Consider the following 13,166-nt stretch of genomic DNA (forward strand, 5'->3'; position numbering starts at 1 on the left):
CTCACGTTCTGATGTACGGACGCAGCCCGTGCCCCGTGCGGTTGCGCGATCCCCCGCCTTTTCCGTCCGCCCCGCCCAGGGTCCTTAGGGGCTGCCCTCAGACCGCTTCCACCGGCTCCCCCACGAACGTCCGCCACAGTCGCGCGTACCGACCGTCCAGCGCGAGGAGCTCCTCGTGCGTGCCGTCCTCCGCGACCCGGCCGCCGTCCATCACGACGACGCGGTCGGCGCGGGCCGCCGTGGTCAGGCGGTGGGCGACGACCAGGGTGGTGCGCTTGCCCGCGATGCGGTCGGTGGCCTGGTTGACCTGCGCCTCCGTGGCGAGGTCGAGCGCGGCCGTCGCCTCGTCGAGGAGCAGGATGTCGGGGTCGACGAGTTCGGCGCGGGCCAGCGCGATCAGCTGGCGCTGTCCTGCGGAGAGGTTGCGGCCCCGCTCGGTGACCTCGTGGAGGTAGCCGCCGTCCAGCGTGGCGATCATGTCGTGCGCGCCGACCGCGCGGGCGGCGGCCTCGACCTGGGCGTCGGTGGCGTCGGGACGCCCGTAGGCGATGGCGTCGCGGACCGTGCCCGCGAAGAGGTACGCCTCCTGCGGCACCACACCGAGGCGGTGGCGGTACGCGGTGAGGTCGAGGGAGCGCAGGTCGGTGCCGTCGACGGTGACGCGACCGCCCGTGGGGTCGTAGAAGCGGGCGACGAGCTTCACGAGCGTCGACTTGCCCGCGCCGGTCTCGCCGACGAAGGCGACGGTCTGTCCCGCGGGTATCCGCAGGGTCACACCGCTGAGCGCCTCCTCGGGCGCGCCCTCGCCGGTGGCCGCGTACGCGAAGTCCACGCCCTCGAAGGCGATGTCGCCGCGCAGCGAGGCCACCTCCTTCGGCTCGTCGGCGGTCTTGGTCGACGTCGGCTCCTGGAGCAGCTCCTGGATGCGGCCGAGCGAGACGGTGGCTTGCTGGTAGCCGTCGAAGACCTGGGAGAGCTGTTGCACGGGGGCGAAGAAGAGGTCGATGTAGAGCAGGTACGCGACGAGCGCGCCGGTGGTCAGCGTGCCCGCCTCGACCCGGCCCGCGCCCACGATCAGCACGGCGACGACGGCGACGGACGACAGGAACTGCACGAACGGGAAGTACACGGAGATCAGCCACTGGCCGCGGATGCGGGCCTGGCGGTAGCTGTCGCTGTTGCGGGCGAACCGCTCGGCGCCCGTGCGCTCGCGCCGGAAGGCCTGCACGATGCGCAGCCCCGCGACGGACTCCTGGAGGTCGCCGTTGACCACGGACACGCGCTCGCGCGCCAGCTCGTACGCCTTCACGCTGGACTTGCGGAAGAAGTACGTGCCAACGACCAGCAGCGGCAGTGTCGCGAAGACGACGAGCGCGAGCTGTACGTCGATGACGAGCAGGGCGGCCATGATGCCGAAGAAGGTGACGACGGAGACGAACGCGGTGACGAGTCCGGTCTGCAGGAAGGTGGACAGCGCGTCCACGTCGGTCGTCATCCGGGTCATGATGCGCCCGGTCAGCTCCCGCTCGTAGTAGTCGAGCCCGAGCCGCTGGAGCTGCGCGAAGATCTTGAGCCGGAGCGAGTAGAGGACCCGTTCCCCGGTACGTCCGGTCATGCGCGTCTCGCCGGTCTGCGCCGCCCACTGCACGACGACGGCGGCGAGGGCGAGCCCGGAGGCCGCCCAGACGGCGCCGAGCGCCAGCTGGCTGACGCCCTCGTCGATGCCGTGCCGGATGAGGACGGGGAGCAGCAGCCCCATGCCCGCGTCGACGGCGACGAGCAGCAGGCTGAAGAGCAGCGGAAGACCGAACCCGGCGAGCAGCCTGCGCAGCCCGTAGGACTCCTCGGGGGTGACGGCCCGCGCCTCGTCGATGCCGGGGGTGTCGTCGGCCGGGGGCAGCGCTTCGACCTGCGCGAGGAGTTCGGGCGTGGACGGCATCCCGGAGAGGGCGGTGTCCTTGGGCTCCCTGTCGCCGGTCCACAGGGCGGGCGTGATGCCGCGCTCGGCGTCGAACTCGGCGTCGAGTTCGTCGCGTACGGAGGTGTCCTCGGGCAGGTCGGCGGGGAGTGCGTGGCCCGGCGAGACGCCGCCGAGCTCATCGGGGTCGGTGAGCAGCCGCCGGTAGAGGGGCGAGCGCTCCTCCAGCTCGGCGTGGGTGCCGAGGTCGGCGAGGCGTCCGTCGTCGAGGACGGCGATGCGGTCGGCGAGACCGAGGGTGGAGCGGCGGTGGGCGATGAGGAGCGTCGTACGCCCCGCCATGACGCTCCGCAGCGCCTCGTGGATCTCGTGCTCCACGCGCGCGTCGACCGCCGATGTGGCGTCGTCGAGGACGAGGAGGCGGGGGTCGGTGAGGATGGCGCGGGCGAGCGCGATGCGCTGGCGCTGGCCGCCGGAGAGGGTGAGGCCCTGCTCGCCGACCTTGGTGTCGTACCCCTCGGGGAGGTCGGATATGAAGCCGTGGGCCTGGGCGGCGCGCGCGGCGGTCTCGATCTCCTCGCGGGTCGCGTCCGGATGGCCGTAGGCGATGTTGGCGCCCACGGTGTCGGAGAAGAGGAAGGAGTCCTCGGGGACGAGCCCGATGGCGGCGCGCAGGGAGTCGAGGGTCAGCTCGCGCACATCGCGGCCGCCGATGAGGACGGCGCCGTGCGTGACGTCGTAGAAGCGCGGCAGGAGCAGCGAGACGGTGGACTTGCCGCTGCCGGAGGAGCCGACGACGGCGAGGGTCTCGCCGGGGGCTATCCGGAAGGTGAGTCCGTCAAGGACGGGGCGGCCGTCCTCGTACCCGAAGCCCACCTCGTCGAACTCGACCGTCGCGGGGGCGTCGGCGGGCAGCTCCTTGGTGCCGTCGCTCATGCTCGGCTCGGTGTCGATGAGTTCGAGTACGCGCTCGACGCCTGCGCGGGCCTGCTGTCCGACGGTGAGGACCATGGCGAGCATCCGCACCGGACCGACGAGCTGGGCGAGGTAGGTGGAGAAGGCGACGAACGTGCCGAGCGTGATCTCGCCCTTGACCGCGAGCCAGCCGCCGAGGGCCAGCATGGCGACCTGGCCGAGCATGGGGACGGCCTGGAGGGCGGGCGTGTAGCGGGAGTTGAGGCGGATGGTGCGGAGCCGTCCGGCGAACAGCTTGCGCCCGACCTCCCTGAGCTTGCCGGTCTCCTGGTCCTCCTGGCCGAAGCCCTTCACCACGCGTACGCCGCTGACGGCGCCGTCGACCACTCCGGCGACGGCGGCGGCCTGGGCCTGCGCGTACCAGGTGGCGGGGTGCAGGCGGGAGCGGGAGCGGCGGGCGATGAACCAGAGGGCGGGGGCGACGGCGAGGGCGACGAAGGTGAGCGGCAGGGAGAGCCACGCCATGATCACCAGGGAGATCACGAAGAGCAGGATGTTGCCGATGGTCATCGGCAGCATGAAGAGCAGGCCCTGGATCAGCTGCAGGTCGCTGGTGGCGCGCCCGACGACCTGCCCGGTGGACAGCTCGTCCTGGCGCCGCCCGTCGAGCTTCGTGATCGTTCCGTACATCTCGGTCCGCAGGTCGTGCTGGACGTCGAGGGCGAGCCGGCCGCCGTAGTAGCGGCGGATGTAGGTGAAGACGTAGACGAGGACGGCGGCGCCGATCAGCGCGCCGGCCCAGGGGCCCATGGAGCGGTCCCCGCCCCGGCCGTCCTGCCCGATGACGTCGTCGATGATCACCTTGGTGATCAGCGGCACGAGGGCCATGACGGCCATGCCGGCGAGCGAGGAGCCCAGCGCGAGCACGACGTCCTTCGGATAGCGCCACGCGTATCCGGTGAGTCGCCTTGCCCAGCCGGATTTCTCCCGCTCGGCTCCACCCCGTTGCTCCGCCACGTGCTGCCTCCCGTCGACCTGACCTGCCGAGAGGCCCAACACGGCGCGATGCGATTTTCATCCCGCCGCAACAAACCCGCGCCCCATGAGGGACGCGGGAGCTGCGCGACGAGCCACGGCGGAGCCGCGGCTGCCCGAGGGGCTCAGGCCGCGGGCACGGCCACGAAGGCCTCCCGCGGCGTGTCCGTCGGCACGTACCTGTTCACCGCGGACGCGCGGGGCGTGAGGTCCTTGTGGATGGCCTTGGCCACGCCCTGGATGGTCGCGACGCCGTAGTTCATGGTGCTGTTGCCGTGCGTGAGCACGGAGATCGTGTAGTCGTGGCCGCCGCCCTTGAACGCGCCGATGCTGTGCACCCGCCAGCCGTGGGTCGACCGCTGCAGCCAGCCGTTCTTGACGTGGATGGCGACGCCGGAGGGCGCGCCCGCGGGGGTGCCCCAGCGCTGCGAGGAGGTCACCTTGCCCATCAGCTTGAGGATGTACGCGCGCGAGTTGTCGCTCAGGACGGCGTTCTTGGCGGTGACCAGGGCGAGGAGCTTCTGCTCGTCGGCCGCGTTGATCCGGGTCAGGCCCCAGTAGCCGCCGGTGCCGGGCACCGTCTTCGTCATCTTGGCGGCCTTGAGGAAGCCCTTGACCTTGCCCGTGCCGAGCTGGCGCCAGAGCGCGCTGGTCGCCGCGTTGTCGGACTTGGTGATCATGGCGTACGCGAGGTCGGACTCGCGGGTCGTCAGCCTGCGCTCGGTCTTCTTCGCGTCCCACAGGAGCGTGGCGAGGACGGTGACCTTGACGACGCTCGCCGAGTCGAACGAGGTGCCCGCGTTCAGGGTGCAGGTGGTGTCGGTGGTGCGGTCGCGCAGACCGACGGCGATCGTGCCCTTGCGGTTCTTCAGGGCGGCCGTGATGTCCTTCTTCAGCTTGGCGGCCAGGCCGGCCTGCGCTGAGGTACAGCTGACCTGCGGCGCCGCGGTGGGCGTGGCGGCGGTGGCAGGCGTGGCGGCCGCGGCGAGCGGCACGAGCACTCCGGCGGCGAGACCCGCCGAGAGTACGCGGGCACGGCTGGATATACCGGATGTCCGGTGAGTCATGGAGCTTCCCATCCCCTTGTGCGAAACGAGTGCGCCCCCAGCGCACTCGCCCCACATGACTCACCAGGGGTGGTGAAAGGTTGCACGAATGCCGAAAATATGTACGGCTGTCTCTCAGTCCAGATGCGTCGGCGCGAACATCCGGAGCACCGCCGGAAGCACCACCACGCTCGGCCCCGGCTCGGACAGCGCCTTCGCCAGGTCGTCCCGGAGCGTCTCCGGAGAGGACCGCACCCCCGGCACCCCGAAGGACTCCGCCAGCTTCACGAAGTCCGGCCGCGCCAGCTCCGTCGCCGTCGCCTCGCCGAAGGCGTCGGACATGTACTCGCGCAGGATGCCGTAGCCGCCGTCGTCGACGATCAGCCAGGTCACGGGCAGGTCGTACTGCCTGGCCGTCGCCAGCTCCGCGATCGAGTACATCGCGCCGCCGTCGCCCGAGACGGCGAGGATCGGGTGGGAGGGGTCCGCGACCGCCGCGCCGAGCGCCGCGGGGAAGCCGTAGCCGAGACCGCCCGCGCCCTGCGCCGAGTGCATGGTGTTGGGGCGCCGCGCGTCGAACGCCGACCACGCCCAGTACGCCAGGATCGTCATGTCCCAGAAGGACGGCGACGTGTCCGGCAGGGCCTCGCGGACGGCAGCGAGCACCTGCCGCTCCAGGGTGAGGTCCTGCGCGTCGATGCGCTCGCGGACCTTGTCGAGCACCTGGGCGACCCGCTCGGGCGCCGACGGGTCCTCGCGGGGCGCCTCGATGGTCTCCAGGAGTGCGGACAGGGCGATCCGCGCGTCCGCGTGGATGCCGAGCCCGGGGTGGTTGGACTCCAGCTTCCCGGCGTCGGCCTCGATCTGGATCACCCGGCCGCGCGGCTTGAACGTGTGGTAGTTCGAGGACAGTTCGCCGAGGCCCGAGCCGACCACGAGCAGGACGTCCGCGTCCTCCAGGAAGTCCGTGGTGTGCCGGTCCTCCAGCCACGACTGGAGTGAGAGCGGGTGCTCCCAGGGGAAGGCGCCCTTGCCGCCGAAGGTGGTGACGACGGGGGCGTTCACGAGTTCGGCGAGCGCGCGGAGCTTGCCGGAGGCGTCCGCCCTTACGACGCCGCCGCCCGCGATGATCGCCGGGCGCTCGGCGCGGGAGAGCAGGTCGGCGGCGACCGCGGTCAGCTCGGGGCGCGGGACGACGTCCTCGGGCGTCGCGTCCATCGCCGTCACGGCGGGCAGGGTCGTCTCCGCGAGCAGCACGTCCTGCGGGATCTCCACCCAGACCGGGCCGTGCGGCGCGGTGAGCGCCGACTCCCAGGCCGCGGCGATGGCGGAGGGGATCTGCGAGGCCGTGCGGACGGTGTGCACGGACTTGACGACGTCACGGAACGAGGCCTGCTGGTCGCGCAGTTCGTGCAGATAGCCGTGGCGGCCGCCACCGAGCCCGGCCACCGGGACCTGGCTGCCGATGGCGAGGACCGGCGACGAACCCGCCGCCGCCTCCTGGAGCGCGGCGAGCGAGGTCAGCGCGCCGGGCCCGGTGGAGAGCAGCAGCGGGGCGACCTCGCCGGTGACGCGGCCGTACGCGTCCGCCGCGAAGCCCGTGTTGTTCTCGACGCGGAACCCCACGTACGAGAGCGAGGAGCGGCGCAGCGCGTCGAACATGCCGAGCGCGTGCTGGCCGGGGAGCCCGAAGACGGTGGTCGCGCCGAGACCGGCGAGGGTCTCGACGACGAGGTCGCCGCCGTTGCGCCCGGGGGGCGGGTTCAGGGCGGCCTCGGTCTGGCGCGGCGTGGGGCGCAGCACCACGTCGTGGTCGTGGGTCATGCGTCGTCTTCTCCTTCTCGCCCGGGCTCCGGCCCGGCGGGCTCTCCGGCCGCCGGGCCGTACAGGCCCGGCGTACCTAGGCGTTCAACGGTGTTGTGGCCGCGCTCACTTCGCGTTCTGCTCCGCGTCCCGGGCGCGTCCCGCGGCGATCTGCCTGCTCATGATCGTCGTCAGTTCGTACGCAGTGTGGGAGGCGGCGACGGCCGTGATCTCGGCGTGGTCGTACGCGGGGGCGACCTCGACGACGTCGGCGGAGACGAGGTTGCAGGAGGCGAGGCCGCGCAGGATCTCAAGGAGCTCACGCGACGTCATGCCACCGGCCTCCGGCGTGCCCGTGCCCGGGGCGTGCGCCGGGTCGAGGCAGTCGATGTCGATGGAGATGTACAGCGGGCGGTCGCCGATGCGCTGGCGCAGCTGGTCGGCGACCTCGTCGGCGCCACGGCGGTAGATGTCCGCCGAGGTGACGATGCCGAAGCCCATCTTCTCGTCGTCGGTGAGGTCCTGCTTGCCGTAGAGCGGGCCGCGCGTGCCGACGTGGGAGAGCGCCTCGGTGTCGAGGATGCCCTCTTCGACGGCGCGGCGGAACGGCGTGCCGTGGGTGTACTCGGCGCCGAAGTAGGTGTCCCAGGTGTCCAGGTGGGCGTCGAAGTGGAGCAGGGCGACCGGGCCGTGCTTCTTGGCGACCGAGCGGAGCAGCGGGAGCGCGATGGTGTGGTCGCCGCCGAGGGTCATCATGCGGGCGCCGGAGCCGAGGAGGTCGTCGGCGGCGGCCTCGATGGTCTCCACGGCCTCGTTGATGTTGAACGGGTTGGCGGCGATGTCGCCCGCGTCGGCGACCTGCGCGAGCGCGAAGGGCGAGGCGTCCTGCGCCGGGTTGTAGGGGCGCAGGAGGCGCGAGGCCTCACGGATCGCGTTGCCGCCGAAGCGGGCGCCGGGGCGGTACGAGACACCGGTGTCGAAGGGCACGCCGACCACCGCGACATCCGTCCTGCCGCCGACCTCGTCGAGGCGGGGCAGCCGGGCGTACGTCGCCGGGCCCGCGTACCGCGGGATGCGGGAGGAGTCGACGGGGCCGCGGGGCGTCTCGTTGCTGCTCATGGGGTGCCTTCCTTTGTGCGTCTCTGCACGCTTCGATGCGCTTTGTGGGCGCTTTCTGAACTCTACTGAGGGAGGGGGGACTGAGGTACGGGGACCGGAGGGGCCTCGGGCTCCGCTCCCCGCCCGGCGAGCCGCTCGCGCCAGGCGGCGAGCACGGCCGCGTCGGTGGGCTTCGTGGCGAGGGAGACCACGACGTAGACGGCGAGGGAGGTCAGCAGGCCGTAGTAGACGGGCTCGTTGGCGAGGATCCCGTACCCCCACATGAGCCCGATGACGGAGAGACCGCCGGTGGCGACGGCGGCGAGCGCGCCGGCCGCGGTGCCGCGGCGCCAGAGCAGGCCGCCGAGGATCGGCACGAGCAGTCCGCCGACCAGCAGGTTGTACGCGACGGTCAGGGCCTCGACGACGTCGTTGAGCGCGATGGAGATGACGATCACGCCGACACCCATGACGAGGATGAAGACGCGGTTGCCCCTGACCTCGTCGTGCGGCTCGTCGCCGCCCTTGGTGACCGTGCCCCGCAGCCGCGACCAGATGTCGTTGTTGGCGACGGTCGCGCAGGCGATGAGCGCTCCGGAGGACGTCGACATCACCGCGGCGAGCGCGGCGGCCAGGACCAGCCCCCGGACGCCCACCGGCAGCTCGTCCTTGACGATGGTCGCGAAGGCCGCGTCGGCGCTCGGCAGGTGCGGGTACATGACCTTGGCCGAGGTGCCGATGACAGCGCCCGCGACCGCGTACAGCAGACAGTAGGTACCGGCGACGGTTCCGCCGTAACGGGCGACCTTGTCGCTGCGCGCCGTGAAGACGCGCTGCCAGATGTCCTGCCCGATGAGCATGCCGAACGTATAGATCAGCACGTACGTGAAGATCGTCTCGCCGCCGATGCCCAGCGGGTCGAAGTACGCGGTGGGCAGCTCGGCCTTCATCTCACCGAAGCCGCCGGCCTTGACGACCGCGATGGGCAGCAGCAGGAGCAGCACGCCGACCGTCTTCACCACGAACTGCACCATGTCGGTGAGCGTGATGGACCACATGCCGCCGAGCGTCGAGTACGCGACGACGATCGAACCGCCGAGGACGATCGCCAGGGTGCGGTTCATGTCGAAGATGACGTCGAAGATCGTGGCGTACGCGATGGTCGAGGTGACCGCGAGCATCAGCGTGTACGCCCACATGACGACCCCGGAGATGACGCCCGCGCGCCCGCCGTAGCGCAGGTCGAGCATCTCCGAGACGGTGTACACCCTCAGGCGCGCGATGCGGGCCGAGAAGAACACGCTGAGCGCCAGGATGCCGAGGCCGATGGTGACGACCATCCAGGCGCCGGAGAGGCCGTACTGGTAGCCGAGGCCGACGCCGCCGATGGTGGAGGCGCCGCCGAGGACGATCGCGGCCATGGTCCCCGAGTACATCCACGGCCCGAGGCGCCGCCCGGCGACCAGGAACTCGGCCTTGGACTTGGCGCGGCGCATGCCCCACCAGCCCATGGCCAGCATCCCGGCGAGATAGACGACGATCACTGTGTAGTCGACGGCCATAAGGGGGCCTCCTTCGCGCACCTCGGTGGCGTGTCGTGCAGATGGAGTGGGGGTGGCGACCGGCCGCGGGGACATCCGCCCGTACCCGCTGCCTGTGGTCGGCACGACCTTAGGTGGCCGGAATGCGACGCTGAAGTGTACGTTTCCTCTACTCTCCGCGACGGATATGGAGGAATCGTCCACCATGACCGACCCTGCCGCCGGACCCGCCACCCCACCGGCGGTCCCCCCGACCCCGCCCGTCCCGCTCGCCGCGCTGCTCGCCCGCGACGACCTGGGCCTGCGCCAGATCGCCGGACCCGACGCGCGGGCCGCCGGTACGGCCGTGCAGTGGGTGCACACCTCGGAGATGCGGGACCCGTACCCGTATCTGCTCGGCGGCGAGCTGCTGCTCACCGCGGGCGTGCACATCACGGACCCGGCGGCCCCGGACGGCCACCTGGACGACTACGTGGCCCGCATCGTCGCGGCGGGCGGCGCGGCCCTCGGCTTCGGTGTGGCACCCGTGCACGACACGGTGCCGCGCGCCCTGGCCGAGGCCTGCGACCGGTACGGCCTGCCGCTCGTCGAGGTCCCGCCCCGCACCACCTTCAGCGGCGTCGCCCGCGCCGTGTGGCGGTTGATGGCCGAGGCCAGGCACGCGGAGCTGCGCCGGGTCACACAGGCGCAGCAGGGCCTCGCCACGGCGGCGGCGCGCCCCGACCCCGTCCCCGCCGTCCTGCGCCAGCTTGCGGCCCGGCTGGGCGGCGCCGCAGTGCTGTACGGGCCGGACGGGGCGGAGTTGCAGGCAGCGGGGCAGCCCCTGGCCGACGGCGTACGGGACGCGCTGCGGGAGCTGACCGGGATCGTCCGCCGCACCACCCCCGCCTCCCCCGCGTCCGCCGCCGACACCGCGGGGGCCACGCACCTCGCCGCCTACGCCCTGGGCGGCGGCCGCGGCTTCGCGCTCGGGCTCGCCACGGACCGCCGCGAACCGGGCGACCACACCATCGCCGGAGCCGCGGTCGTCCTGCTCTCGCTCCTCACCGGCGAACACCAGGGCGCCTCCGAGGCGGCCCGCTCGGCGGCCCTCGTACGGCTGCTCCTAGGGACGCCGGTCGACGAAATCGGTCCTCTCCTGGGGAGCGGCCTCTGGACCGTGGTGCACGCGCGCGGGGAGCACGGTCCGCTGGCCGCGCCGGCGCTCGCCACGGCGCTGGGCAGCGCCCTGGTGGACCCGCGCGAGCCCGGGGACGCGGTACGCCTCCTCGTCCCCGCCGACCGCGAGATCACGCCCGCCGACGGCTGGACCCTGGGCGTCTCCGCCGCCGCACCGCCCGGGGAGCTGCCTGCCGCCGACGCGCAGGCGGCCCGCGCCCTGCGCCGCGCGGAGGCCACCCGCGTCCCCCTCGTACGCCACCACGAGACCGGCATCGCCGCCCTGGTCGCCCCCGAGGAGGCCGACGCCCATGCGCGCGTGCTGCTCGCCCCGCTCACTGGCAACGAGGCCCTGACGACAACCCTGCGCACCTGGCTCTCCCTGCACGGCAGTTGGGACCGCACGGCCCTGGCCCTCTCCGTCCACCGCAACACGGTCCGCCAGCGCATCGCCCGCTGCGAGTCCCTCCTGACCACGGACCTGAACGACCCGGACGTCCGCATGGAACTGTGGTTCGCGTTGAGCAGGCCCGGTTAGAGCCTGTGTCATATCCCCGGTCGGATCAGTGGGCGTCGTCTGGTGCGTGCGATCGCAAGGCGCCGGAAAGTCCTCGTAGCAGAGCTACGAGGGCTTTCCGGCAACGCGGCGAGCGTGCGTGCCAGGCGGCGACCACCCGGCCGGGGATATGACACAGGCTCTGAGAGCGCCCCGGTGGACATCGGGTCCCCGGTGCCGGGGCATTCAGGCGCCGGGGGGAGCTTTCAGGGGCGCGGGGAACCGCGCGACAAGCCCCCACGATCCCGCACCCGAAAAAGACAAACCGCCCCACCCCGTCGCCGCTCGACACAACAGCCAACGCCGACCAGGAAATCCCCGAGGCCCCGCGGCCCGAGCACCGGCACAATGGGGGCCATGCCCATACCCACCCGTGCCGACCTGGTCGCCCATCTCATCCGCACCCGCATCGCGGGCGACGTCGCCACCCCCCGCGAGAACAACCTCAGCCACTACAGGAAGCTCGCGAACGGAGACCGCCACTACTGGCTCGGTCTGGAGCTCGGCGACCGCTGGACCGACGAGCAGGACGTCCTCGCGGTGATGGCCGAGCGCTGCGGCGTCATCGACGACCCGCAGTTCCGGCACGGCCAGGACACCATCGACCCGGAGCTGACGGTCGACGCCCTGGAGCGGATGGCGGCCCGCCTGCGCAAGGCGGCCGCCGCCAAGGAGAGCGTGCTGTTCGCGACCGGCCACCCCGGCGGCCTGCTCGACGTGCACCGCGCGACCGCCGCGGCCCTGCGCGCGGCCGGCTGCGAGATCGTGGTGATCCCCGAGGGCCTGACGGCCGACGAGGGAATGGTCTTCCAGTTCGCCGACGTCGCGGTGCTCGAGCGAGGCGCGACGCTGTGGCACACGCACTCGCCCGAGCCGATGAACGCGATCCTGGACGGCCTGGAGCGCGAGGGCCGCCCGCTGCCCGGCCTCGTCGTCGCCGACCACGGCTGGGCGGGGCGCGCGGGCCAGCGCGGCCTGGACTCCGTGGGGTACGCGGACTGCAACGACCCGGCGCTGTTCATCGGCGAGGCCGAGGGCACCGTGCAGGTGACCGTGCCGCTCGACGACCACGTCACGAGCCCGCGCCACTACGACCCGCTGACGGCCTACCTGCTCGACGCCGCGGGCCTTGTGCCCGGCTCCTGAGCCGGACCCGGCGTGGGGTCCAGGTAGACCCGCCTGATCGCGGGGAAGCGCTCCTGGATGCGGCGGGCCATCCGGTCGCAGGCCCGCTCGATGTCCCCGGCCGACGACACGTCCCGGAAGTCGACCTTCGCGGCGACCAGCGCCTCCTTGGGGCCCTGGAGGAGCGTGGTCAGCTCCAGTACGTCCACGACGTGCGGGTCGGCGAGGAGCTCGGCGCGGATCGCGGCGCGCATCTCCGGCGGCAGCGGACGCCCGATGAGCAGCTCGGAGTTGGCGTGGCCGAGGACCCAGGCCACGTACACGAGGAGCACGCCGATGCAGAGCGAGGCGATGCCGTCCCACGCGCCGGATCCGGTGAGCTGCCCGCCGAGCAGCCCGGCCGCGGCGAGCACGAGACCCACGAGGGCTGCCGAGTCCTCCATCACGACGGCCTTGACCGCGGTGTCGGGGGTCTGGCGGAGGTAGCGCTTGATGTGCACGCCGAAGCGGTCGGCCTCGCCGCGCGCCTGCTTGAGGCCGGTGCGCAGCGAGTAGCCCTCCAGAAGGAAGGCGACGGCGAGGACGATGTACGAGACGAGCGGGTCGCCGGGGTCCTCGCCGTGGGTGAGGGTGTGGATGCCGTCGTAGACGGCGAAGACGCCGCCGCCGACGAAGGTGGCGACGGAGGCGAGCAGCGCCCAGATGTAGCGGGCGCCGCCGTAGCCGAGCGGGTGCTCCTCGTCGGCCGGCTTGTCGCTCGCCTTCAAGGAGACGAGCAGCATCAGCTCGGTGACGGTGTCGGCCACGGAGTGCGCCGCTTCGGAGAGCATGGCGCTGGATCCGCTGATGACGCCCGCGACGGCCTTGGCCAGTGCGATCCCGAGGTTGGCGACGGCGGCGACGACGACGGTGAAGGTGCTCTCGGCGTTCTCCTGGTGTCCCGTGTTCTCCGACATGTATCGGACGGTATG

At 72.2% G+C, this 13,166-nt stretch carries 8 protein-coding genes; 2 read left to right on the forward strand and 6 right to left on the reverse strand.

Annotated elements, in window-relative coordinates; translation table 11 throughout:
- Positions 1–97: 97 nt before the first annotated feature.
- The 5 genes from AC07DI_RS12315 to AC07DI_RS12335 all read right to left on the reverse strand — a co-directional run bounded on the left by AC07DI_RS12315 (position 98) and on the right by AC07DI_RS12335 (position 9,377).
- Positions 98–3,850 (reverse strand): ABC transporter ATP-binding protein, encoded by a 3,753-nt coding sequence (locus AC07DI_RS12315; protein ID WP_478904137.1) that lies wholly within the window; start codon positions 3,848–3,850, stop codon positions 98–100.
- Positions 3,851–3,993: 143 nt separating this feature from the next.
- The gene (locus AC07DI_RS12320) at positions 3,994–4,935 is read right to left on the reverse strand and encodes a serine hydrolase (RefSeq protein WP_384254065.1); all 942 of its coding nucleotides are present in this window, start codon (positions 4,933–4,935) and stop codon (positions 3,994–3,996) included.
- Between the two features lie 114 nt (positions 4,936–5,049).
- The gene (locus AC07DI_RS12325) at positions 5,050–6,738 is read right to left on the reverse strand and encodes a thiamine pyrophosphate-binding protein (RefSeq protein WP_478904139.1); all 1,689 of its coding nucleotides are present in this window, start codon (positions 6,736–6,738) and stop codon (positions 5,050–5,052) included.
- Between the two features lie 105 nt (positions 6,739–6,843).
- Positions 6,844–7,836: an agmatinase gene (gene speB / locus AC07DI_RS12330; RefSeq protein WP_384254041.1), complete on the reverse strand. Its 993-nt coding sequence runs from the start codon at positions 7,834–7,836 to the stop codon at positions 6,844–6,846.
- A gap of 62 nt (positions 7,837–7,898) precedes the next feature.
- Complete coding sequence (locus AC07DI_RS12335) at positions 7,899–9,377, reverse strand: sodium:solute symporter family protein (protein ID WP_478904141.1); 1,479 nt, start codon at positions 9,375–9,377, stop codon at positions 7,899–7,901.
- 184 nt (positions 9,378–9,561) lie between these two features.
- Here AC07DI_RS12335 and AC07DI_RS12340 point away from each other — a divergent pair, with 184 nt between their 5' ends.
- Positions 9,562–11,052 (forward strand): PucR family transcriptional regulator, encoded by a 1,491-nt coding sequence (locus tag AC07DI_RS12340; RefSeq protein WP_478904143.1) that lies wholly within the window; start codon positions 9,562–9,564, stop codon positions 11,050–11,052.
- 375 nt (positions 11,053–11,427) lie between these two features.
- On the forward strand, positions 11,428–12,216 hold the full coding sequence (locus tag AC07DI_RS12345; protein ID WP_384254034.1) for a phosphatase: 789 nt from the start codon (positions 11,428–11,430) through the stop codon (positions 12,214–12,216).
- Here the strand turns inward: AC07DI_RS12345 and AC07DI_RS12350 are convergent.
- Positions 12,177–13,151 carry a cation diffusion facilitator family transporter gene (locus AC07DI_RS12350; protein WP_478904145.1) on the reverse strand — a complete coding sequence of 325 codons (975 nt, stop codon included), beginning with the start codon at positions 13,149–13,151 and terminating at the stop codon, positions 12,177–12,179. The two genes, AC07DI_RS12345 and AC07DI_RS12350, sit on opposite strands and share 40 nt — an antisense overlap.
- Positions 13,152–13,166 lie beyond the last annotated feature (15 nt).

Source organism: Streptomyces sp. NPDC044106 (assembly GCF_056433985.1).

Coding starts and splice junctions, on each gene's coding strand:
- AC07DI_RS12325 (WP_478904139.1), bottom strand. CDS start 6,738: ATGACCCACGACCACGACGTGGTGCTGCGCCCCACGCCGCGCCAGACC.
- speB (WP_384254041.1), bottom strand. CDS start 7,836: ATGAGCAGCAACGAGACGCCCCGCGGCCCCGTCGACTCCTCCCGCATC.
- AC07DI_RS12340 (WP_478904143.1), top strand. CDS start 9,562: ATGACCGACCCTGCCGCCGGACCCGCCACCCCACCGGCGGTCCCCCCG.
- AC07DI_RS12335 (WP_478904141.1), bottom strand. CDS start 9,377: ATGGCCGTCGACTACACAGTGATCGTCGTCTATCTCGCCGGGATGCTG.
- AC07DI_RS12350 (WP_478904145.1), bottom strand. CDS start 13,151: ATGTCGGAGAACACGGGACACCAGGAGAACGCCGAGAGCACCTTCACC.
- AC07DI_RS12320 (WP_384254065.1), bottom strand. CDS start 4,935: ATGACTCACCGGACATCCGGTATATCCAGCCGTGCCCGCGTACTCTCG.
- AC07DI_RS12345 (WP_384254034.1), top strand. CDS start 11,428: ATGCCCATACCCACCCGTGCCGACCTGGTCGCCCATCTCATCCGCACC.